This window comes from Pseudomonas syringae (assembly GCF_002157375.1).
Taxonomy (GTDB): domain Bacteria; phylum Pseudomonadota; class Gammaproteobacteria; order Pseudomonadales; family Pseudomonadaceae; genus Aquipseudomonas; species Aquipseudomonas syringae_T.
In genome coordinates this window covers 166,627-187,744 of the sequence record NZ_MTSA01000009.1, presented here as the reverse complement: position 1 = coordinate 187,744, position 21,118 = coordinate 166,627, and the positions used below count along the sequence as shown (strand labels likewise).

Annotated in this window: 23 protein-coding genes; 6 read left to right on the top strand and 17 right to left on the bottom strand. The window is 59.6% G+C overall.

Features of this window, described 5'->3' with window-relative positions; translation table 11 throughout:
* Positions 1–167: 167 nt before the first annotated feature.
* Both BW686_RS13680 and BW686_RS13675 read left to right on the top strand, forming a co-directional pair.
* Positions 168–440 carry a hypothetical protein gene (locus tag BW686_RS13680; protein ID WP_084917567.1) on the top strand — a complete coding sequence of 91 codons (273 nt, stop codon included), beginning with the start codon at positions 168–170 and terminating at the stop codon, positions 438–440.
* A complete protein-coding gene (locus BW686_RS13675) occupies positions 427–1,170 on the top strand; it encodes a zeta toxin family protein (protein ID WP_084917564.1) in 744 nt (247 codons plus the stop codon). Before BW686_RS13680 ends, BW686_RS13675 begins: the two co-directional genes overlap by 14 nt.
* A gap of 24 nt (positions 1,171–1,194) precedes the next feature.
* On the opposite strand, the gene BW686_RS13670 is transcribed toward BW686_RS13675, so the two are convergent.
* Both BW686_RS13670 and BW686_RS13665 read right to left on the bottom strand, forming a co-directional pair.
* Entirely contained in the window at positions 1,195–3,441 is a 2,247-nt protein-coding gene (locus BW686_RS13670; protein ID WP_084917561.1) for a putative bifunctional diguanylate cyclase/phosphodiesterase, read from the bottom strand.
* Positions 3,442–3,727: 286 nt separating this feature from the next.
* Entirely contained in the window at positions 3,728–4,024 is a 297-nt protein-coding gene (locus BW686_RS13665; protein ID WP_084917558.1) for a hypothetical protein, read from the bottom strand.
* Positions 4,025–4,186: 162 nt separating this feature from the next.
* Between BW686_RS13665 and BW686_RS13660 the strand changes: the two genes are divergently transcribed.
* The gene (locus BW686_RS13660) at positions 4,187–5,308 is read left to right on the top strand and encodes an HWE histidine kinase domain-containing protein (protein WP_084917556.1); all 1,122 of its coding nucleotides are present in this window, start codon (positions 4,187–4,189) and stop codon (positions 5,306–5,308) included.
* A gap of 11 nt (positions 5,309–5,319) precedes the next feature.
* Here the strand turns inward: BW686_RS13660 and BW686_RS13655 are convergent, their stop codons facing one another.
* The 10 genes from BW686_RS13655 to atzF are packed head-to-tail and all read right to left on the bottom strand — an operon-like array spanning position 5,320 to position 15,303.
* Entirely contained in the window at positions 5,320–6,006 is a 687-nt protein-coding gene (locus tag BW686_RS13655; protein WP_084917553.1) for a GntR family transcriptional regulator, read from the bottom strand.
* Positions 6,003–6,398, bottom strand: coding sequence for an oxalurate catabolism protein HpxZ (gene hpxZ / locus BW686_RS13650; protein ID WP_084917550.1), 396 nt, complete (start codon positions 6,396–6,398; stop codon positions 6,003–6,005). Before hpxZ ends, BW686_RS13655 begins: the two co-directional genes overlap by 4 nt.
* Entirely contained in the window at positions 6,398–7,075 is a 678-nt protein-coding gene (locus tag BW686_RS13645) for a cysteine hydrolase family protein (RefSeq protein ID WP_084917548.1), read from the bottom strand. Before BW686_RS13645 ends, hpxZ begins: the two co-directional genes overlap by 1 nt.
* Positions 7,072–8,607, bottom strand: coding sequence for an ABC transporter ATP-binding protein (locus BW686_RS13640; protein WP_084917546.1), 1,536 nt, complete (start codon positions 8,605–8,607; stop codon positions 7,072–7,074). Before BW686_RS13640 ends, BW686_RS13645 begins: the two co-directional genes overlap by 4 nt.
* 2 nt (positions 8,608–8,609) lie before the next feature.
* On the bottom strand, positions 8,610–9,296 hold the full coding sequence (gene biuH / locus BW686_RS13635; RefSeq protein ID WP_084917543.1) for a biuret amidohydrolase: 687 nt from the start codon (positions 9,294–9,296) through the stop codon (positions 8,610–8,612).
* On the bottom strand, positions 9,289–10,317 hold the full coding sequence (locus tag BW686_RS13630; RefSeq protein ID WP_084917540.1) for a formamidase: 1,029 nt from the start codon (positions 10,315–10,317) through the stop codon (positions 9,289–9,291). Before BW686_RS13630 ends, biuH begins: the two co-directional genes overlap by 8 nt.
* Before the next feature lie 24 nt (positions 10,318–10,341).
* A complete protein-coding gene (locus BW686_RS13625; RefSeq protein WP_084917537.1) occupies positions 10,342–11,262 on the bottom strand; it encodes an ABC transporter permease in 921 nt (306 codons plus the stop codon).
* On the bottom strand, positions 11,255–12,364 hold the full coding sequence (locus BW686_RS13620) for an ABC transporter permease (protein ID WP_084917534.1): 1,110 nt from the start codon (positions 12,362–12,364) through the stop codon (positions 11,255–11,257). The genes BW686_RS13625 and BW686_RS13620 overlap by 8 nt, the downstream gene beginning before the upstream one ends.
* Positions 12,365–12,373: 9 nt before the next feature.
* Positions 12,374–13,483: a BMP family ABC transporter substrate-binding protein gene (locus BW686_RS13615; RefSeq protein ID WP_084917531.1), complete on the bottom strand. Its 1,110-nt coding sequence runs from the start codon at positions 13,481–13,483 to the stop codon at positions 12,374–12,376.
* Positions 13,484–13,497: 14 nt separating this feature from the next.
* Positions 13,498–15,303, bottom strand: a complete 1,806-nt coding sequence (atzF, locus tag BW686_RS13610; RefSeq protein WP_084917528.1) for an allophanate hydrolase — start codon at positions 15,301–15,303, stop codon at positions 13,498–13,500.
* A gap of 285 nt (positions 15,304–15,588) precedes the next feature.
* Between atzF and BW686_RS13605 the strand changes: the two genes are divergently transcribed.
* Positions 15,589–15,822: an integrase gene (locus BW686_RS13605; RefSeq protein WP_024680906.1), complete on the top strand. Its 234-nt coding sequence runs from the start codon at positions 15,589–15,591 to the stop codon at positions 15,820–15,822.
* 74 nt (positions 15,823–15,896) lie between these two features.
* On the opposite strand, the gene BW686_RS13600 is transcribed toward BW686_RS13605, so the two are convergent.
* A complete protein-coding gene (locus BW686_RS13600) occupies positions 15,897–16,277 on the bottom strand; it encodes a glyoxalase superfamily protein (RefSeq protein WP_084917525.1) in 381 nt (126 codons plus the stop codon).
* Positions 16,278–16,305: 28 nt separating this feature from the next.
* Complete coding sequence (locus BW686_RS13595; protein WP_084917522.1) at positions 16,306–17,730, bottom strand: sugar porter family MFS transporter; 1,425 nt, start codon at positions 17,728–17,730, stop codon at positions 16,306–16,308.
* Between the two features lie 200 nt (positions 17,731–17,930).
* On the opposite strand from BW686_RS13595, the gene BW686_RS13590 reads away from it, so the two are divergent.
* A complete protein-coding gene (locus BW686_RS13590) occupies positions 17,931–18,347 on the top strand; it encodes an ester cyclase (protein ID WP_084917519.1) in 417 nt (138 codons plus the stop codon).
* Between the two features lie 142 nt (positions 18,348–18,489).
* Positions 18,490–19,116 carry a glutathione S-transferase family protein gene (locus BW686_RS13585; RefSeq protein ID WP_084917517.1) on the top strand — a complete coding sequence of 209 codons (627 nt, stop codon included), beginning with the start codon at positions 18,490–18,492 and terminating at the stop codon, positions 19,114–19,116.
* A gap of 150 nt (positions 19,117–19,266) precedes the next feature.
* Here BW686_RS13585 and BW686_RS13580 read toward each other — a convergent pair whose 3' ends face one another.
* From BW686_RS13580 to BW686_RS13570, 3 genes are all read right to left on the bottom strand, one after another.
* Positions 19,267–19,428, bottom strand: a complete 162-nt coding sequence (locus BW686_RS13580; protein WP_084917514.1) for a DUF2986 domain-containing protein — start codon at positions 19,426–19,428, stop codon at positions 19,267–19,269.
* Between the two features lie 124 nt (positions 19,429–19,552).
* Positions 19,553–20,038 carry an AAA family ATPase gene (locus BW686_RS13575; protein ID WP_084917511.1) on the bottom strand — a complete coding sequence of 162 codons (486 nt, stop codon included), beginning with the start codon at positions 20,036–20,038 and terminating at the stop codon, positions 19,553–19,555.
* 55 nt (positions 20,039–20,093) lie between these two features.
* On the bottom strand, positions 20,094–21,116 hold the full coding sequence (locus tag BW686_RS13570; protein WP_084917509.1) for a sensor histidine kinase: 1,023 nt from the start codon (positions 21,114–21,116) through the stop codon (positions 20,094–20,096).
* Positions 21,117–21,118: the final 2 nt, after the last annotated feature.

Here is a 21,118-nt window from a genome sequence, read left to right as displayed (position 1 = left end):
CAGTCTTCAGCAGGTGGCCGATGATGCGAACGGCGCCGGTGGGGCAGGCTCTGTGTCCACGCCACATCCGGTAAACAAGGTGTAGTGTGTTCCGTGTCGAAAAGCAGTTTTTCGGGCTACTATGAAATCGTTCACGCTCATCCGGGGCAGATTGATCAGGAGGAACCATGCCTAAAGCCGCCAACAACGTGCTGTCTGAAGAAGCCACTCAAAAGCTCGAAGCGCTGATTCCTGCTCAGGCTTCCCTTGCCACCCGCATGGCGTACGAGAAAGCCAAAGCGGCAGGTCGGACCGTGGTGCTTTCCAAGGGTGGCTTTATCGTCGCCGAGCGCGCAGACGGTACCGAACAAATCGTTTGTGCTTCCAAACCCCGTCGTAAGGTAACAGCGGGCGTCAGCTATAAGATTGGCTCTGGGGCTTCTAACAGTGCCGGTTCCTAGGCTCCGGGTATTCGCCGGGCCTAACGGCTCCGGCAAAAGCACCATCAAGCGTCTTCTTGCTTCTGATTTAATCTATACATACGTTAATGCTGACGACCTTGAGCGTGAGGCGATCGATAACGGCTTCATAGATTTTTCGCCTTTCGCAATCACCCCTGATCATCAGGTGTTTCAAGATTTTTTCTCGTCTCATTCGCTGATTGTCAGAGAACAACTGGTGGCTCAGGCTGGGCATTTCACTGTTGTCGGTCAGTCTTTGATGATTGATGCGATTCAGGTGAATTCGTATCACTCATCTGTCGTCGCCGACTTTATCCGGCATCAATTGCTTGAACAGGGCGCCAGTTTCACTTTTGAGACGGTGATGTCCGACCGCTCGAAGGTTGACTTCATCAGAAGAGCCAAATCGCTGGGATACCGTACCTACCTGTATTTCGTTGCTACTGAAAATCCGGAAATCAATATCAACCGGGTTGCCATTCGTGTTGGCGAAGGTGGGCATAACGTTACGCCAGACAGGATACGTGCCCGTTATCAGAGGTGTCTGGCATTGCTCCCTGAAGCTATTCAGGCGTCAAGTCGAGCGTACTTGTTCGACAACTCCGGGTCGAAGGCAGAGCTTGAAGTTGAAATCACCGACGCCTCCGCAGTTGAGTACAAATTCGATGAGGTGACTGAGTGGTGCAGTGCAGCAGTTGATGCGCTCGAGCGGCTTGTTACCCCTACCTGACAGCCTGGGTGCGGGATACCTGAATCAGACACTGCACTCTGCAACCGACCTCATGATTTCCTCCAGGGCTTCCGGTCGCATTGGCCGGTTCAGGAAGTAACCCTGGAAATACGGGCATCCCATGTTCTGCAGGCGATTGTATTGTTCCACGGTTTCCACACCTTCAGCGGTTATGTCCAGACTCAGTGCCCGGCCCAGAGACAGGATGCTGCTGACAATGGCCTCGCTCCGGCTGTAGGTCATCATTCTGGAGACGAAGGACCGGTCTATTTTCACGGCATCTATCGGGTAACGGTCGATGTAGCCCAATGAGCTGTATCCCGTGCCGAAGTCGTCAAGCGCCACGCGCACGCCCAGTTCACGAATCTGCCGAAGAATTTCGGCTATCGCGTCAGGTTGATAGAGAAAAACCGATTCGGTGACTTCTATCTGAAGTTGTGTTGCAGGCAACCCGGTCGATGCAATGATCCGGGTCACCTGCTCGACGAATCCGGGATGGCTGAGTTCTTTTCCGGACACATTCACGTTAAGCCTCAGGTCCAGGTGCGAGAACTTCTTGCGCCAGGCTTGAACCTCGCTACAGGCTCTGTGCATGACCCATGCGCCCAGTGCGTGAATGATGCCGAGGTCTTCTGCGATGGGGATGAACGCATCCGGTGAAATGATTCCCATGACCGGATGATCCCATCTCACCAGCGCCTCGACGCCGACCAGGTGCTCGCTGCTCCCGCTGTAGATGGGCTGATAGAACACCAGGAAATCCTTGTCTTCGAGGGCCTGGCGCAGCGCATTCTGGATCATCAGCGTATCAATCGCCGCTTCGCGCATCGAGGCATTGAAGATGCTCCAGCGTCCTCTGCCTTGTTTCTTGGCCGCGTACATCGCCACGTCTGCATCACGCAGCAAGTCCTCGGGTTTCGAATGGCTGTCGCCGGCGGTGACAATCCCTATGCTGCAGGATATGAAGATGTCCTGACCTTCAATCTGAATGGCCGTGTGCAGTTGACTGACAATGCGTTCAGCCATCTTTACCGCTGTTTCCGGCTGATCCTTGCCCATCAACAGAATTGCAAACTCATCACCGCCAATTCGCGCCAGAACATCATCCGAGCGCACGCAATTCTGCAATCGATTGGCAACGCGTTTCAGTAACTGGTCGCCGGCCAGATGCCCCATGCTGTCATTGACGACCTTGAACCCATCCAGGTCCAGAAAGAGCACAGTGGCGCGTTCATAACGAGGGTCAAGGGTTTCGAACGCCTTGGTCAACTCGTTCATGAGATAGGCGCGGTTGAAAAGTGCCGTCAGTTCATCGTGGAACGCGATGTAGGCCAGCTCTTCGGAGATCCGCTCGCGCTCTTCCAGCCGACTTTGCAAGGCGAGCTTTTCTTCCCACGCCAGACGCGCCCGGTCAGCGAGGTGCTGAGAATCCTTGCGCTCGGTAATATCCCGCTGCACGGAGACCCAATGGGTGAACCAGCCTTTTTCGTTGGCCACCGGGACAATGCTCAGTTCGACCCAGAACTGGCTGCCGTCCTTGCGCGTATTGATGAGTTCGACTTCCACCGGCCTCCAGTGAGTCAGTGCATCGCGAATAACATCCAGTGTTTCGCGACGAGTGTCTTCGCACTGAAGTATGCGTGGCGTGCGGCCTATGACTTCCTCTTCGGTGAAACCCGTTATCGCCAGAAAGGCCGGGTTGCAATAGACGATGCGAGGCCCCGGCAGGTCAATCGGCTCGGCTTCAGTAATAAGAATGGCGTCATTGGCATTGATGACCACGGACTCAAGCAATCGCAGCCTTTCGATAGAACCCACCAGCGGGTTGGCCGTTTCCGGCTCGCGACCAGGTTGCAGATAAGTGCGCAGGTGAGCCGCATGGGTCTGAAGCGCGTAACGTTGCGCAGCGCTGAATACGGCTTCGGGGTCGGTGCTACTCAGCAGCAGTGCGCCCAGCAGTTCATGCACGGAACCGCGTATGGCAACGTAGATCCAGTTGCCTCTGTCGCTGCCAGCGTCCAGGTGTTCAGTGGGGATATCGTGACCCACACGTACCACATCGCCGTAAGACGACAGTGTCCTCAGCCACACCTCATCGACAGAATGATGGCAGGAGCCAAAGCCTGCAACGTGTTCCCAACCGGATGCCCCGGACACTATCAGCGAGCCTGACGAACACGATGCGGAGTGAGCGGCGGCCTTCAACACCTCTGTAATGCGATCCTGGTTCAACGGTGTGATCGGGTCGCGCTCATCGCCCTGATGATTCATCAATGACTCTTCCTGTAATTCGCACTGACCGGTGCCCGGGATGCACTTGGCCAAGTGCAGGCTGATAACTAAATGCCATCAATTGCTGAGTATTCCGACCTGACGGTGGTGGAAAGGTTGCAAAAGACGGGAGGTGCCCCGATGGCCCTTGCGCCGTTGTCGGCTGTCAGTTTTCAGCATTCGGGGACGGCCTGTTCCACCATGCCCATTGTCTTGATCATGACCTGGCGATGGGGCTGGCGATTACTCATTGCGAGCGCGACACGTCGCGCTTGGGTGAGGCGGCTTATTCAGTACGCCTGGAGAGTTCAAGGTGCCCGTCACAGCTCAACAGTGCCTGTAACTTTTCAGTACCGACGTCGACCGGCACTGTCCACCAGTGGGTTCGATCGTCGTATCGCGCACCGTCGACGATGTTCACGGCTTTTCCGGCGTTGGGTGGGTGTTTGTCGAAATAGGCGTTGATGGCGTCAGCAAAAAAGTCTGCGTCTTTATCGGGGCAATGCCGTTCGTCGCCATCACCGCTTTGTGCAAGCCATGCAATCGCGAAGATCAACAGCACCAACAGTACGGCTCGTGTCATTGAAGGCCTCCCTTCCCTGAAAGTGTTGAGGATAGCGCTAACGACTCAATGACGACGTGTACGCTGTCTGCCGATGAGCAGCGTTTCAACCCGTTCAAGCGTCTCACGTTGTTCGCCAGTGTATGATGCTTGCACTTTTTCGCACCTGAGGATGCGGCTGCCATGCGTGAGTTTCTAGAGGGTTTTCGTGATCGCGCATTGGACGTCATGTCATCAGCCTTACCCGCTGAGTCGCTTCTTGAGGATTTTGCCATAGCGCTGCAGGCCCGATTGCCCGGTGTCATCGTGGGCATCAATGTGCTGGATAAAGCAGGCAGAACCTTTCGTCAGTCTATTTTCCCGAATCTGCCGTCCGGGTTTTCTCAAGCGCTGGTGGGTAACATCATTACCGGCAAGCACGGCTCTTGCGGGCTGGGCATACTGACCGGAAAAAACATCGAAGTACCGGATGTGGCAACTGACCCCCGCTTTTCGCAAGCGTGGAAAGCGCTTTTCGCCCAGCATGATTTAAAAGCGATGATTTCGATTCCGGCATTGAGCGCTGATAAAAATGCCCAGGGGAGCATCGCAATCATCCACCCTTCGGGCATGTCATTGACTGTTGAGCAGCGCGAGTTTCTGCAGTTGGCATCATCGTTGTGTGCCCGCATCTGTGCGTACAGCAGGTCTCAAGAGTCCAACACCCTCATGCTGGGTGAGCTTGAGCACCGTATTCGCAATCTGTTCCTGACCATGGGTGGCGTAGCCAGCCTGACCCTGAAACGATACCCCGAAGCGAAGCAGTTCCAGGCGGTATTTGGTGAGCGCTTGGTGATGATGCATCGCGCGCATTCACTGGCATTGAGCACCTGCGAAATCGACATGGCCACGTTGCTGCAGGACATGCTCGCGCCGTATCAAAAAGACTGTGCTATCCGTTTTTCCGGCCCTGATATTTTGCTGACTCAGGAAGCGGCGTCGGCGCTGGCGCTGGTGATACACGAGTTGGGCACGAATGCCGCCAAGTACGGCTCGCTGTCCCGGGACACGGGAGAACTGAACATACAGTGGTGGATTGTCAGTCAGGGTATCGATGATCTCGACGCCACGTTCAGGCTTGTCTGGGCGGAGAGCAGCGGCCCGTGTGTCGAGCCGCCGAGCCGCAAGGGTTATGGCACAGCGATGATCAAGGGCAGCCTGAGTAATGCGTTTGACGGTGCGGTAACGTTCTTCTACGAACCTGGCGGCCTGAAGTGCGAGATATCCGCACCGTTCACCCGCAAACTCGGCAGAAGCATCCGATAGACGTCAGCGCTTCATGCCTCATACCGCCGTCGCGCATCGCTGAGCATGGAGATGGTCAGTTTGCGCACTTCCAGTTTGCTGATTTCCACGTGAGCGCGCAGCAGCAATAGCGCTTCGTCTCGCTTGCGCGCCTGAAGTGCATTGAGGATGGCGGCGTGTTCAAGGTAAGTGTGTTCAATACGGGCACTTTTGAAGAAGTCGAGCCGCCTGACGATGCGAATGCGTTCGGTGACTTCCTGGTGGATACGGGCCATTTCCAGATTGCCCGAAGCCGCGACCAGCTGGGTGTGGAACTGTTCGTCGAGGTCAGCGACGACTTGCATGTCTGTCTGTTGATGAGCACGGTCTATCAGCCAGTGTTCTCGCAGGACATGGAGTTCCGGATGCACGTCGGCAGAGGCACAGATACGTTCGACCGCCGCGCATTCAAGCACGATGCGCAGGTCGTAGAGCTGGTCGATCTGATCGAAGTCCAGCGGTTTGACTGACCAGCCACGCCGGAACTCGACGTCCAGATAGCCCTCGCGCTGCAGGCGGTAAAGTGCGTCGCGCACCGGGGTTCGGGAGACTTGATAACGGTCTGCCAGTTGCGTTTCGGTGAACCGGTCGTAGGGCAGCAGGTAGAAGTCGAAAATCTCCTGTTTGAGCCGACGATAGACGTCTTCTGCCAGTGCGTTGGTGGTGTTCGGGGAATTCAAGGGCGTGGCTCCAGACTGCTCAGGTCAATGCTGACATGTGCAGCAACTACTTTCCAGCCGCCTTCCAGGCGTGCCCAGGTCTGCATTTGCCGCCCCAGACGCTGAGTCACGCCATCGTGAAATTCGGTGCTGACCGTGGCGAAGTCCTCTCCGAAGGTGCTCACCACCGTACGCAGCAACGTTCGGCCGGGTCCGATCGGCTGACACTGACGTCGATACTGCGCGATGGCGTCGGCGCCGTGCAGATTCTCGGCCACGCCATAGCGGACGGTCTGTTCCGAATGCCAGAAATACGCATCCAGCGTGGTCAGTTCATTGGCCAGCAGGGCGCGTTCGTAGTCAGTGAAGGCGTGGGTCACTTCGGCGACCACGTGGGGAAGGTTGATGTCCATCAGTGCGTACTCCTTGTAAGCAGCGCCTGTTGCAGGTCGGCAAGCGAGGCGACTCGTCCGACAATGGCACCTTGCGCGGTGATCATGTCCAGGGTGGCCTGTTTGAAGGCGGGAAAGTAGCTTTCGGTGGCGTCTTCGATCAGCAGGCAGCGATAACCCCGGTCGCAGGCTTCGCGCATGCTGGTCTGCACGCAGACTTCGGTGGTGACGCCGGCGAAGATCAGGTGCGTGATACCGGCATCGCTCAGCCGCCGATGAAGGTCGGTGGCGAAGAACATGCCCTTGCCCGGTTTGTCGATGATCCACTCGCCGGCCAGCGGCGTCAGGGCCTCGATGATCTGATTGCCGGGCTCGCCGCGAATCAGGATACGCCCCATCGGGCCGGGGTCGCCGATACGAAATCCCGGCGAGCCGTGTTCAATTTTGGCCGGCGGGCAATCGGACAGGTCCGGGTGGTGTGACTCGCGGGTATGAATCACGGCAAGACCCTGTTCGCGAGCCAGCGTCAGCAGGTTCTGCACGGCGGGCACGATGGCTTGCAGCAGCGTGACGTCGTTGCCCAGCGCGGCACCAAAGCCGCCGGGTTCAAGAAAATCACGCTGCATGTCGATAATCACCACCGCAGTGCGCGATGGCTCGAAAGTGAAGCGGTCGGGGTGCGCACTTAGACTGATCATGCCGACGCCTGCGAAGGCTGTTCGGCACCGGCCATGTGACGGCCCAGTTCGGTACGGTCAGCGGCCGCTGCACGGGTTTCAAAGACCAGCTCGCCGTCGTGAATGACCACGATCCGGTCGGCCAGGCTGAGCAGTTCGTCCAGGTCCTCGCTGAGCAGCAGCACCGCTGTGCCGCTGTTGCGGGCATCGATCAGGCGCTGATGGATAAGCGCCACACTGGCGAAATCCAGGCCGAACACCGGGTTGGCAACGACCAGCACGGCGACGTCACGGGGCAATTCGCGGGCCAGCACGGCGCGCTGCACGTTACCCCCGGACAAGGTGCCGATCGGCCGGTTCGGGTCGTTGGGCGAGACCTGAAACTGCTCGATCAACGTGCGCGCCTGTGCGTCTATCGCACGACGATCAAGGCGCCAGCCCTGACGGCACAAGGGCGGCTGGTCAAAGTTGCGCAGGGCCAGATTGTCAGCCACGCTGAAGCTGCCGATGCAGGCATTGCGCAAGGGTTCTTCGGGCAGACTGAACACGCGCAGACGCTGCATCTGCTCACGCCGTGCGTGGTAAGGCTGGCCGTCGACCCGTATCTGGCCGGCACTGAATGAGCGCTGACCGAGCAGCGCTTCGGTGAGTTCGCGCTGACCATTGCCGGAGATACCCGCGATCCCGACAATTTCCCCCGGGTACACCGCCAGAGACAGGTTTTTCACGGCCAGCGTCCCCTTGTCGCCCGGCACGTCCAGGCGTTCGACCTGCAACTGCGGCGCGCCGGGCGCCGATACCGGACGATCAGTGCTCACGCCACAGACCTGTGCTTCGCCCATCATCCAGGCGGCCATTTGCTGAGTGGTGGTGTCGGCCACGGCTGCCGTGCCGACCCAACGGCCTTTGCGCAGCACGGTAACGTCATCGGCGTAAGTGCTGACTTCGCGAAACTTGTGGGTGATCATCAGCACCGTGAGATCGCCACGGTGCGCCATCGCCTGCATCAGGCCCAGTACTTCATCGGCTTCCTGGGGCGTGAGCACCGAGGTAGGCTCGTCAAGAATGACCAGTCGCCGCTCCAGATACAGCTGTTTGAGAATCTCCAGCTTCTGTTTTTCCCCGGCGGCGAGGCTGCTCACCTGTCGGTGAATGTCGAGCCGGAACGGCATGCTCGCCATGAAGGCTTCCAGGCGTTCGTGCTCGCTGGCCCAGTTGATGCGCCACGGCAGATCACCCCGCGACAGCACCAGATTTTCGGCGACACTCAGGCCCGGCGCGACGGTGAAGTGTTGATACACCATGCCGATCTGCAAGTGATGAGAGTCGCGCGGGCTGTTGATCGTCTGCTCCCGGTTATCGACCAGAATGCTGCCTGATTGCAGCGGGCTGTAACCGATGATGCCTTTGACGAGTGTGCTCTTGCCGGCGCCGTTCTCACCGAGCAGGGCATGGACCGTCCCGGCGCGGACCTTGAATGACACCTCGTCCAGTGCGCAAAAACTGCCGAAAGACTTGCTGGCACCAATCGTTTCCAGGCTCGGGGCGCGCATGTTCAGGCTCCCCACAGGTCGCAAAGCATCGAGGAATGGCCCACCGCACCGAATACCCCGCCCTGCATCTTGACCATGCTCAGTGCTGCGGCATGGTTGGCGGGGTCGGTGGCGCCGCAGCAATCTTCGAGCAGCAGGCATTCAAAGCCACGGTCATTCGCTTCGCGCATTGTGGTGTGGACGCACACGTCCGTGGTAATGCCGGTCAGGATCAGGTTGTCGATGCCGCGTGTGCGCAGGATCAGCTCCAGGTCGGTTGCGCAGAACGAGCCTTTGCCGGGCTTGTCGATCACGATTTCGCCGGGCAGCGGTGCCAGCTCGTCGATGATTTCCCAGCCCGGTTCGCCACGTACCAGAATCTTCCCGCACGGGCCGGGATCGCCGATTCCGGCGCCGATGCGCTGCGAGCGCCAGCGTTTGTTGGCCGGCAGGTCACTGAGGTCCGGGCGATGGCCTTCGCGGGTGTGGATGATGGTGAAACCCAGCGGCCGCATCACGGCCAGCAAGGCCTTGATCGGCTGGATGGGCGCGCGGGTCAGCGCCAGGTCATAGCCCATGCTGTCCACGTAGCCACCGACGCCGCAGAAATCCGTCTGCATGTCGATCACGATCAATGCAGTGTTGTGCGCATGCAGTTGGCCGTTCCAGGGCCAGGGGTAGGGCGCCGAAGCAATATGATGTTCACTCATGGCGTGACTCCTTCCAGCTGCTGGGGACGGGTTTGAATTCGCGTTCGGGGGCGGCAAAACCGCAGGCGCTGCCGTCGGTGTGCGCCACGTCGTTCTCCCAGGGCAGACGGTACTGGCCTTTGGTCAGGTCGTGCATGTAGGTGTAAGGGCAATCGCGGGCGCCGCCCTTGACCGCCACATAACCGCGATGGCCGAACTGATAGACATTGTTTTCGACACCCCAATGCACCCGGGCCTCGCGGACCAGATCGGGGCGCAGTTCGCAGCAGACGATTTCGTCCGCCCGGCCACCCCCTTCGGCCATCACCGTGCCGTCGAAGTCGACAAACATGGCTTCGCCCATCGAATCGAACGTGCCGTCGGAGCCGCACATACAGACGCTCGCGGTTTGCATGAGGTTGGTGAACGCGTTGCTCTGATTGGTGATTTTCCACGCATGACGGATCGGTGCGGTGTAACCGGCGGTGCGCAGCATGATGTCGGCGCCTTTGTAGGCGCACTCGCGGGCCATTTCCGGAAACATGCCGTCGTGGCAGATGATCAGCGCCAGCGTGCTGCCGCGCGGGCCGTCGCAGACCGGTATGCCGAGATCGCCCGGCTCCCACGGTTCGACCGGCACCCACGGATGCAGCTTGCGGTAGTACAGGCGAATTTCGCCAAGGTCATTGACGATTAGGCCGCTGTTGAACGGGTTGCCGTGGGGGTTGGCCTCCATGATCGAGAAACAGCCCCAGATCCGGTGCTCCTTGCACGCCTCGCGCAGCGCCATGACTTCCGGCCCGTCGAGGCTGCACATGATCTCCGGCGCGGTGCTCATCGACAGGCCGTGCAGGGAGTATTCAGGAAACACGATCAGGTCCATGCCCGGATTGCTGCGCCGCGCCTTGGCCACCATGCCGACCACTTTCTGCGTCTGCGCCCACAACGCCTCGCGCGTGTGGGGATCGGGCAGCGCCAGTTGCGCCAGACCGATCACCACGCCGTTGGGCGACTTGTTCAAACCACCAAGACCACTGGCCATGTCATGCCTCCTCGAAAGATCAGTTCATCGCGTCAGGCTGAGTTCGCCGGGTGCGCCGTTCAGCGTGCGGCCACGGCGGCAGGTGGCGTACATCACCACCAGCGTCAGTGCATAAGGCGCGGCGGCAAACAGGTAATAGCCGGCGCTGATGCCCACGGCTTGCAAGGCCGGGCCGATGGCGCCAGCGGCACCGAACAGCAGCGACGCCCACAGGCACGCCAATGGCCGCCAGCGCGCAAAAATCACCAGTGCCACCGCCATCAGGCCCTGACCGCTGGACAACCCTTCGTTCCAGCTGCCGGGGTAGTAGAGCGACAGATAGGCCCCGCCAATGCCGGCCAGCCCGCCGCCGACGGCCGTGGCCAGAATGCGTACCTTGAGCGGGCGATAGCCCAGCGCCTGTGCGGTGTCGGCATGGTCGCCGACCAGCCGCAGCATCAGCCCCCAACGGGTGGTGCGCAGCCCCCAGTGCAGAACGAACGCCAGCGCAGCGCCGACAAAGAACAGCACATTGATGTTCAGCGCCGAACGCACGCGTTCCTCGTCGCTCCAGGCACCCAAGGCCAGCGACGGCAGCATGGGCGCTTGTGGCTGGATAAACGCTTTACCGAGAAAGAACGCCAGCCCGGTTCCGAGCAGAATCAGTGCGATGCCGAACGCAATGTCGTTGACCCGAGGCAGCGAGCAGGCCAGGCCGTGCAACAGGCCCAGCACAATTCCGACCCCGGCAGCAGCGCCGACGCCCAGCCAGGCCGAGCCGCTCAGGCACGCCACGGCATAGCCGGACATCGCCCCGGCCACCAGAATGCCTTCCAGCCCGAGGTTGATCCGGCCGCTTTTCTCGGTCAGGCACTCGCCCAGGCTGACGAACAGAAACGGCGTGCCGACACGGATTGCCCCGGCCAGCAGCGCGAGTAGAAAGGTGCCCAGGTCGATATCAGCCACGTTGTAGCGCTCCTTTATTCGCCTGCGTGTGCGGCGTCGTCAGCCTGATTTTCCAGGCTGCGATGCGCCCGCCGAGGGCTTCCCACAGCAGCAGGTTGGTGAACAGCAGCCCTTCCAGAATCAGTGTGGTCGCATCCGGCAGGCCAAGCCTGCGCTGCAGCAGTCCACCGCTGGCTTCCAGCCCTCCCAGCAAAATGGCGCAGACGATAATGGCCAGCGGATGATGACGAGCAGCGAAGGCGACCAGAATGCCGCTGGTGCCGTAGCCTGCAATCAGCGCAGCATTTGCGCTGCCTTGCACCGCCGTGACCTCGAACATGCCGGCCAGACCCGCCGCCGCGCCGCCCAACAGGCAACTGAGCAGAATCAGGCGGTCCACGGGCAAGCCGATCATCAATGCCGTGCGCACGTTGCCGCCGACCACCGCGAGCGCAAAGCCCTTGATGCTGTGGTGTACCAGCACATACGCCAGCAAACAGGCGACCACACCCGCCACCAGCCCCCAATGCACTTCAAAACCATCACTGAGGGTGCCGACCAGATAGGCATCGTCCAGCGGCGGAGTAGAGGGCTTGTTCAGGCTGGCCGGATCGCGCAGCGGGCCTTCCACCAGTTGTCGGAACAGCGCCAGAGCGATGTAGGAAAGCAGCAGGCTGCTGATCGTCTCGTTGACCCCACGGCGCTGGCGCATCAGGCCACTCAAGCCGATCCACAACGCACCCACGCTCATCGCCGCAAGTGCCATGCAGACCAGCATCAGCCCGGCAGGCAGATGTCCCAGCCACAACGGCATGACCGCCGCCGCCAGTCCGCCGAGTACCAGCGCGCCTTCGCCGCCGATGATGATCAGCCCGGCCCTTGCGGGCAGGGCGACGCAGAGCGCGGTCAGCATCAGCGGCGCTGCGCGTTGCAAGGTGTTTTCCAGCGCAAACCACGAACCGAACGCGCCTTCACCGACCAGTTGCAGCGCCTGCCAGGCGGGCTTGCCCTGAACCGCCAGAAACAGCCCGAACAGCACGCACGAGGAAAACACGGCCAGCAGCGTAGGCAGCCCCGGCAATAGCGCGCTGATAACGCGACGCAGGCGTGTGGATGGACTCATGAACGTTCCTCAGATCTGGCCAAGCACACCTTCGACCAGGTAATTCATGCTCTCCAGAGCGATGTCGGTCTGGGTGAGTGCTACGCCATCGGCAATCACCACGGACCCTTTGTTGTCCTTGAGCGGGCCTTTGAAGATCACGAACTGGCCCGCCAGCATTTGCGCCTTGATGGCGTCCGCCTGTTGTTTTGCGGGGGCGCTGACGGCCGGTCCGTAGGCAGACGTCTTGACGAAGCCTTCCTTGAGGCCGCCGCGCAGGAAATTGATCATCGGTGCGCCGCTCTGGGCCGCTGCGACGTGGGCGCGATAAGGGGTTTCCCAATTCCATTCGGCACCGGTCAGGTAGCCTTTGGGCGCCAGTGCAGCCTGGCTGGCGTGGTAGCCGCAGGTCATGACACCGCGTTTTTCAGCGGTTTCGACAATCACTTTGGGGCCATCGACGTGGCAGGTCAGTACGTCACAGCCTTGGTCGATCAAGCCGTTGGCCGCTTCGGCTTCCTTGACCGGCAACGACCAGTCGCCAGTGAAAATCACCGTGGTGACGATGCTCGGGTCCACCGAGCGCGCGCCCATGGCGAAGGCATTGAGGTTGCGCAGCACCTGCGGCACCGGCTTGGCGGCCACAAAACCGAGCTTTTTGCTCTTGCTCATGTGCCCGGCAATCACGCCGTTCAGGTATTGAGCTTCGTCGATGTAACCGAAAAAGCTGCCCGCGTTCATCGGGTCGCGACCTTTCTGCCAGAGGCCGCCGCAGTGCGCGAAACGCACGTCCGGGTATTTTTTGGCGACCTTGACCACGTGCGGTTCGAAGTAGCCGAACGAGGTCGGGAAAATCAGCGTCGCGCCGTCCTGGCGGATCATGGCTTCCATGGTCTTCTGCACAGCCACGGTTTCCGGGACGTTTTCTTCCTCGATCACTTTGACGTTGGGCAGCGTCTTGATAATGGCGGCAGCCTGGGCGTGGGCCTGGTTATAACCGAAGTCGTCGCGAGCGCCGACGTAGATGAACCCGACCACCAGCGGTGCATCGGCTGAATAGGCGCGCCCGAAAGGCAGCGCCGCGCTCAGGCCGATAATGCCCGCCAACTTGATGAAACTGCGACGATCAACATTCGACATGGTGCTACCCCTGATCAATGAGCGGTGGAAGATGTTTGCGCGGCGCGGTAGGCACGCCAGCCTTTGAAATTCGTGATATCCAGCGCGCCTTCAAGGCCGCCCGGTTCGCAGATGAAGCCCTTGACCCACGCCCCGTCAGCCAGTTGCAGGGAACCGATGCCCAGCGGCGCAGGAATCGCGGCGACAAAGGCCCCGAACTGGCTCATCGGCATTTCCCAGACCTCGACCTCGATGCTCGCGCCTTCGGCTGCGACTCGCACCAGGCCCGGTTTTGGCGGAGAGGTGCCGGCCAGTGCATACAGGCGGTAATCCGCGCTGGTTGTGGTGGTGCGCAGCAGGCGGGCACTGCCTTCGAGCAGTTGCCAGTTGAGCGGCTGACCGACCAGGTGCGCGCCGACCACGGCCACCTGAACCGTCGGGCTGTTGTAGGGCAGGGGCGCCATCGCGATGGCTTCACTCTGGTCTGCCTTGCCAAACCGTGATTGCCAGCCTGCGGCGATTTCTGCCAGACGCTGATCGGCACCCGCTGGCCCGATCAAGGTGATGCCCGCAGGCAAGCCGTCAGCGCGCGCGGTTGCCGGCATGGCGATGGCGCACATGTTCATCAGGTTGACGAAGTTGGTGTAGTAGCCGAGGTGTGAATTGAGTTCGACCGGGTTTTTCAGCACCGCGTCGATGGTCGGCATGCACGGTGCGGTCGGCACCACCAGTGCGTCGACATCGGCCAGTAACTGCTCGGCGGCCCGCGTCAGGTCGGCCAGACGATAGCGGGCGTTGAATGTGTCGACGGCATCGAAGGACGCAGCGCTTTGCAGGATGCCGCGTACCACCGGGTGGACATCAGCGGCGTTCTGGGTAAAGAACCTGCCGACCGCTGCCCGGCGTTCAGCCACCCACGGGCCTTGATAAAGCAGGGCCGCCGCTTCGGCGAAAACGTCAAAGTCGATCTCTTTGATGGTCAGCAACGGGTCGTCATGCAGGGCTGCCAGCGCTTTTGAATACGCCGCCTGCGCCTGAGTATCGCCAAAAAACTCACACTGCCGGGCAACCGCCACACGCCTGGTCCGGCGCTGCACCGGCAAGGCTTGCACGGCCACGCTGCCCGGATCCAGCGGATCGCAGACGGCAATGACCTGCGCCACCTGCCAGGCTTGCATCACGTCCGTGGCAAAGATCGACGGGCAGTCCAGCGTGCGGCAGGCGGGCACGACACCGCGACTGCTGAACAGGCCCAGGCTGGGCTTGAGCCCGACGATGCCATTGAAGCCTGCGGGCACTCGCCCCGACCCTGCGGTGTCGGTGCCCAGTGCAAAACTGACGTAGCCGCGCGCCACCGCCACCGCCGACCCCGAGCTGGAACCGCCGCTCACATAGGCCGGATCATGAGCGTTGCGCACCGCACCGTAAGGCGAGCGAACGCCTACCAGGCCTGTCGCGAACTGATCGAGGTTGGTCTTGCCGATCAGAATCGCGCCGCTGTCGAGCAACCGCTCTACAACATGAGCGCTTTCCTTGGCGACATAGGCGAAGGCCGGGCATGCCGCCGTGGTTGGCAGCCCTGCCACGTCGAAATTGTCCTTGACCGCAAACGGCACGCCGAACAGCGGGAGCCGTTCGTAAACCGCGTCGCCCAATGCATCGGCCATACGTTCCAGCGCTGCCGCCCTGTCAAAAAGGTCCGCAGCAGGCACACGATAAATCCAGACTTCCGGGCGATCATCTGCATCAATGTGCGCCGTCAGGGTTTGCACAAGCGTTGCCAAGGTCGTTGTGCCCGAGCGTAACGCTGACTGAAGCTCAGAAATATCGAGTGCGATCATGGTGGTGTTCATTCATGTATACAAGATGAAAAACACATTTGCACGTAATGGGCCAAGGTTGGCTAAACGTTGATTCAAGAGGGGTGAAGAGCGCTTGGGCAACTGTGCTTGGCACTTTTATGCGTCATCGTTGCGCCTGAAAGCATCACGCTGCCCAACGATGGGTCACAGGTTTAACCGGCGCAGGGGTGAGTCTGTTTCACCTGCTTTTTCAGCAGGCTCAGAACAAAATGCGAAATATGCAGTCTTTTTGATACCCGGTTCAGCCAACGTTGAGGTTGTGCAATGAGTATGATCGATTGTCCCGAATGCTCTGCCCGTATTTCCGACAAGGCTTATGCCTGCCCTCATTGTGGCAACCCGTTCCGTGAGCCCGAATCTCGTTTCCGGCTGACAGAGAAAAACGTCGGTCAGATAGCCGGTGCGACCGGTGTCTGGCTGACCGCGCCCTGGATAGCACGCATGGTGTTTGGCGTGGTGGCCGTGGTGGCAATAGCGGCGGTGTTCATCCTGCGTTGATTCGGTGCCGTTGATTAAGCGTCGTAGAGCAATATTCTGGCGCGATCAGGTTGATGGTCGCGCCAGACGTTATCTCAGCCCTCGCAAAACCTGATCCGGTTGCCGAAAGGATCACAGACTTCCAGCACCTTGCCCCAGCCCTGCTGAACAATGTCCGGGCGCGCATACCCGTACTGCTTGCCAATCAGCTCATCGCGCAGCTGTTCGATGTTTTGGGTCGGTACGAACACCGCCGCACCCGGGCAGGCATCGCCGTGATGTTCGGAAAGATGCAAATGCAGCCCGTTGCGGCTGATGCTCAGGTACAGCGGCAGGTCGGCCTCGAAACGATGTTCGAATTCGACACTGAAACCGAGAAAGTCGAGGTAGAACTCACGCGCTTTGCGCTCATCGAACATCCGCAGGATCGGGATGGCACTGTTGAACGTGACACCGGCTTGCTCGGTTACAGACATGTCTATTCCTTTAGTGGGTCAGTGCTGGTCAAAGCTCTTTCTTCAAGTGTTTCTCGATCTGTTCAAGCGACTTCCCTTTGGTTTCCGGAAGGCACAGGAACACGAAGATCAGCGAGCCGACGTTGATGGCCGCGAAGATAAAGAACGTCGGGTTGCCGATAGTATCGACTGCAATCGGGAAGGTAAACGCCACCGATGCGTTGAACAGCCACTGCATCGATACCGCTGTGCCCGTCAGCAATCCACGCACCTGCATCGGGAACAGCTCTGACATCAGCAGCCAGTACACCGGGGAAATGCACATCTGCATGAACAGCAGAAACACCAGAATGCAAGCGAGGGCCGTGTAGCTCTGAGTCAGGTTCTGCGGCATGAATTGCAACACGCAACCCAGCGCTGCCTGCATCAGGATCACGATCACCAGGCCGGTCATCAACAAGTGCCGACGCCCGTAACGGCCAATGGCCCAGATCCCCAACAAGGTCGCAATGACCGAGACCACGCCGTTGCCGATGGTGGCGGTCAGTGCGGCGTTGGTGCCCATCCCGGTGTTCTTGAGGATGATCGGGGTGTAATACATGAACGCGTTCACACCCGTTAACTGCGCGGTGAAGCCCAGGCCTATGCCGATCAGCAACAACTTGATGACCCAACGCTGGCGCAGCAGTTCTCTTGCTTTTGGACGGTTGCGAGCCTGTTCGTCCTGAGCTTTCATCTCGTCCACTTCGCGCTGCGCGTCTTCCTTGTTGGTGCGCAACTGCCCCAGCACTTCCTGCGCTTCGTCAAAACGTCCCTTGGACGCCAGCCAGCGTGGCGAAGGCGGTACGAAGAATGTGCCGACCAGTAGCAGCACGCCCGGCACCATCGCAATGGCCAGCATGTAGCGCCAGATACCCGGTGTGTGCAGCAACGCCGCCATGACCGCGCTGAGCACGTAGGCGAGCAACTGGCCGCTGACGATCATCAGTTCGTTGCGGCTGACCAGCCGCGCACGACGCGATGGCCCGGCGATTTCGGCGATGAACACCGGCACCGTTGCCGAGCCGCCGCCCACTGCGATACCCAGCAGGAAGCGCGCAGCGACCATGAACGGGATGGAGGGCGCGATGGCGGTGCCCAGCGCACCGGCGATGAACAGCACCGACAGCAGACGCAGCGTCAGACGTCGCCCGAAACGGTCCGAGATGTAGCCGCTGGCAAGTGAGCCAAATGCCGCGCCGACGATCAGCGAAGCGGTGACCATCCCTTCGCTGTAGGCATCCAGACCCAGCCCGCCCTGATCGACAGGCAGCGTCATGAAGGGCAGGGCACCCGCAATGATGCCGGTGTCGTAACCGAACGCGAGCGCGCCCATGGTTGCCACCAGCACGGAGATGAAAATGAGCCTGTTGGGTGAGATGTTTTGCCGACCTTGTAGATCAGCCGCTGATGATGAAGTGCTACCTGAAGACATGAATCTGAAGTCCTTCGCTTGAAACCAGCGTCGCGCCAGTACATAGATGTCAGGCTTAGGGCGATGTCTGCCGTGCTAGTTCCCTGCAAACACGGTTGGATAAAGAATCGTGATGAGTTCAGCGCTGCGCGCTGTCCAACGGTTTGACGTCATATGCCGCACCGGCATGCCTTGAACATTTCGCAAAGGGTCAGAAAATAATGAATCTGGACGAGCACTATCGCGCTTATATCGCATGCCTGAACGACCGTCGCTGGCATGACCTGGGCCACTTCGTTGACGACGATGTGCGTTACAACGGTGAAAAGATCAGTGTGTGCGGCTACCGGAAGATGCTGGAAGCCGATGTCAGCCTCATTCCCGACCTGCGTTTTGTCATTGACCTGCTGGTCGTTGATGCCTCGCACGTGGCTGCCCGGCTGGTGTTCAACTGCTCGCCACAAGGCCGCTTTCTGGGGCTTGAGGCAGACGGGCGGCGCATCACCTTTTCAGAAAATGTGTTGTACACGTTTTGCGACGGCAGGATCAGCGACGTCTGGTCGATCATTGACAAGGCCGCAGTGGAGCGCGAACTTCGTGGAGAGTCAGCGCCAGCCCCCGGTGACAGAAGCGTCTGAAGTTATCCATCGGTGAAGGGCAAAAGGTCTCCAACGGTCTGCGCCAGATGGCCTCTGCCAGCATCCAACTTCATTTCAGGGCACTCCCTGACGGTGCAGTAGTCTTTTCTAGACACCTACTCTCATCCAGCGGAGCCCCGACATGATCATTGTTCATCACCTCAACAACTCACGTTCGCAACGTATTCTCTGGCTTCTTGAGGAGCTTGGTCTGCCCTACGAGATCAAGCGCTACGAGCGCGACCCGAAAACCAACCTCGCGCCCCCTGAACTCAAGGCCATCCATCCGCTGGGCAAATCGCCGGTGATCGAAGACGGCCCCCATGTAGTGATCGAGTCCGGTGCCATCGTCGATTACCTGATTCGCCGTCATGGCGGCGGACGCCTGCAACCGGAGCCGACCAGCGCCACGTACGACGAGTACGTGCAATGGCTGCACTTCGCCGAAGGCTCGGCCATCCTGCCGCTGATGCTCAACCTGTACGTGGGACGTCTGGGGGATGCCGGTGCGCCGCTTCACCCTCGTATCCAGTCGGAGCTGGCCAATTACCTGGGTTACCTGAACAAATCGTTGGGGCTGACACCGTACCTGTTGGGCGACGCGTTGAGTGGTGCGGATGTCCAGATGAGCTTCATTGGCGAATTCGCCAACGCTCAGGGGATGCTGCAGCCCTACCCGCATGTGGTTGCATGGGTAAAACGCCTGCAGGACAGACCCGCCTACCGCAAGGCACTCGAGCAGGGCGGTGAATATGCGTTTGCCAAGTAAGCTGGCGAGCCGGCCCTGAAGAAGGCTTCTGAGGCGGGCCTGTTGAGGCGTCAACAGTGCCTGCCCCGGTTATTCAGTTACTTAAAGAGAAAACACGTGTCAGGCAGGTGCGCCAGGAACGTGACCGTTCATGACGCCGAACCGCTGCGATCACTTCTCGGCAGCAATAATCGAATCCTGACCGGGTTCATCCGCCAGCTTGAGGCGGTCTGCTTTGCTGATGTACCTGGGCTTGCTCTGCGGTGCCAGTTTGGCGCTGGCCTTCTTGGCATGAGCTTTTAACAGCTGTTGTATTTTTTTGCGGCGATTCATGGTCGTCTACTCGGCGTGCAGGTTCCGGGATGATATCAGTTCGAATATCCGATTATCTGACCTGGCTGGCTCTGACAGCCCTGCATGTGTGGGCATCCGGCGATGTTCCTTCCCACACTCACTCTTACGCATTGTGGACCAGAATATTCAGGCCTTCCGCTGCGTCCGGAGACCGGAAATAACCTGTGATCAGCCTGAATTCGGCGTCGGTGGCTGAAAAGTCATGCTCGGCGTTGTGGTTGCGGGCGTGCAGTCTGGCCAGGCAGATGTCGTCTTCTACGTCAAGAAAGTGCAGGCAATGCGCCGTCCCCGATTCCTCCGCCAGCGTGCGGAGCCACTGGCGGTCTGCATGCGTATTGGCAGGAAAATCCAGAACCACCGTAACGCCTGATTGCAGAAGGCTGACAACCAAAGGGCCAACGACATCGCGAATCCGGTGTGCAAACCGGACGTAGTCGGCCACTGACGTGATGTCGTCAGGGTAAAGCCTTGAGAGCCAATAATCTTCGCTCAGCAGGATGGCTGAATATTCAGTGGCAAGTGTTTTGGCGAGCGTCGATTTGCCTGAGGCAATCTTGCCGCACATCAAGTGAAGTGTCGGTGCAGTCATGAAGACAACTCCTTTGTCGAGCAGTGAAATGCGTTCCTGCAATCAGTAACGCCCGTCAATCCTGCAACAGTGGCAACGTCACCAGAAACTCGCTGCCCATCCCGTTGCCTGCACTGATGGCGATAACTTTGCCGCCGTGTGCTTCGACCAGTTCGCGAACCACGGTCAAGCCGATGCCCAGGCCGGTGCCATTAAAGCCTATGGCGTGTTCGTCCTGAACATAAGGGTTGAAAATGTAGGGCAGCACAGTGGGTGAAATACCGATGCCGTTGTCGGAGATGCTGAGGTTCAACAGGCCCGCCTCAACGCTGGCAGACAGTTTGATCGTGCCGTTGACCGGTGTGTATTTGGCTGCATTTGCCAACAGATTATGAAGAATCTGTGCGAGGCGCACCGGGTCTCCATTCAGCATCAGCGGGCCGTCAATCAGATGGGTCTCGAAGTGCTGTTTTTTCGCCGTGATAACCGGGCCGCACACCTCGATGGCTTCTTTCAGAACCGGCGTCATGTCGAGAACATGGCAATCAATTCGTAATTTGCCGGTGCTGGCGCGGGAGACGTCGAGAAGGTCGTCGACCAGTTGGGATATGTGTCGAACCTGATGCTCGATCAGCTCACGCATCCGCGGCAGCTCTTCGCTGGGCAGCCGGACCATTCGCTCGGCGATCATGCTGATGGGCGTCAAGGGGTTGCGCAATTCATGGGCGACCATCGCCAGTACGCTTTTCTGTTTAATCAGCGCCTGCTCTGCATTGGCCTGAAGGTCTTGGGCGCTCAGCGCGGCCATGACCAGTTGCGCATTGGCTTCGCGAAGCTCGTCATACAGGCGCTGCTCCTTCAGACAAGGAGAGCCTGCCGCGTTTGATTGCGCCAGTAGCACCGCCATCACCAATTGCTGATTGGCCTCGATCACGTGCTCGACCTGCCGGGTATCCACCAGCCGATCGCTGGCATCGCTCAACTGGTTTTGCAGTGCAGCCAGCACGGCACGCGCTTCGACGGTTTTCTGGCCAAGCAGGAAGAGTTCGTGAGCAGCACTGGCTATCTCGCGTTCGTTCTTGCCATCGGCGTCGCTCACAA

Coding starts and splice junctions, on each gene's coding strand:
- BW686_RS13680 (WP_084917567.1), top strand. CDS start 168: ATGCCTAAAGCCGCCAACAACGTGCTGTCTGAAGAAGCCACTCAAAAG.
- BW686_RS13670 (WP_084917561.1), bottom strand. CDS start 3,441: ATGAATCATCAGGGCGATGAGCGCGACCCGATCACACCGTTGAACCAG.
- BW686_RS13665 (WP_084917558.1), bottom strand. CDS start 4,024: ATGACACGAGCCGTACTGTTGGTGCTGTTGATCTTCGCGATTGCATGG.
- BW686_RS13660 (WP_084917556.1), top strand. CDS start 4,187: ATGCGTGAGTTTCTAGAGGGTTTTCGTGATCGCGCATTGGACGTCATG.
- hpxZ (WP_084917550.1), bottom strand. CDS start 6,398: ATGGACATCAACCTTCCCCACGTGGTCGCCGAAGTGACCCACGCCTTC.
- BW686_RS13645 (WP_084917548.1), bottom strand. CDS start 7,075: ATGATCAGTCTAAGTGCGCACCCCGACCGCTTCACTTTCGAGCCATCG.
- BW686_RS13640 (WP_084917546.1), bottom strand. CDS start 8,607: ATGCGCGCCCCGAGCCTGGAAACGATTGGTGCCAGCAAGTCTTTCGGC.
- biuH (WP_084917543.1), bottom strand. CDS start 9,296: ATGAGTGAACATCATATTGCTTCGGCGCCCTACCCCTGGCCCTGGAAC.
- BW686_RS13630 (WP_084917540.1), bottom strand. CDS start 10,317: ATGGCCAGTGGTCTTGGTGGTTTGAACAAGTCGCCCAACGGCGTGGTG.
- BW686_RS13620 (WP_084917534.1), bottom strand. CDS start 12,364: ATGAGTCCATCCACACGCCTGCGTCGCGTTATCAGCGCGCTATTGCCG.
- BW686_RS13615 (WP_084917531.1), bottom strand. CDS start 13,483: ATGTCGAATGTTGATCGTCGCAGTTTCATCAAGTTGGCGGGCATTATC.
- atzF (WP_084917528.1), bottom strand. CDS start 15,303: ATGATCGCACTCGATATTTCTGAGCTTCAGTCAGCGTTACGCTCGGGC.
- BW686_RS13605 (WP_024680906.1), top strand. CDS start 15,589: ATGAGTATGATCGATTGTCCCGAATGCTCTGCCCGTATTTCCGACAAG.
- BW686_RS13600 (WP_084917525.1), bottom strand. CDS start 16,277: ATGTCTGTAACCGAGCAAGCCGGTGTCACGTTCAACAGTGCCATCCCG.
- BW686_RS13595 (WP_084917522.1), bottom strand. CDS start 17,730: ATGTCTTCAGGTAGCACTTCATCATCAGCGGCTGATCTACAAGGTCGG.
- BW686_RS13590 (WP_084917519.1), top strand. CDS start 17,931: ATGAATCTGGACGAGCACTATCGCGCTTATATCGCATGCCTGAACGAC.
- BW686_RS13585 (WP_084917517.1), top strand. CDS start 18,490: ATGATCATTGTTCATCACCTCAACAACTCACGTTCGCAACGTATTCTC.
- BW686_RS13580 (WP_084917514.1), bottom strand. CDS start 19,428: ATGAATCGCCGCAAAAAAATACAACAGCTGTTAAAAGCTCATGCCAAG.
- BW686_RS13575 (WP_084917511.1), bottom strand. CDS start 20,038: ATGACTGCACCGACACTTCACTTGATGTGCGGCAAGATTGCCTCAGGC.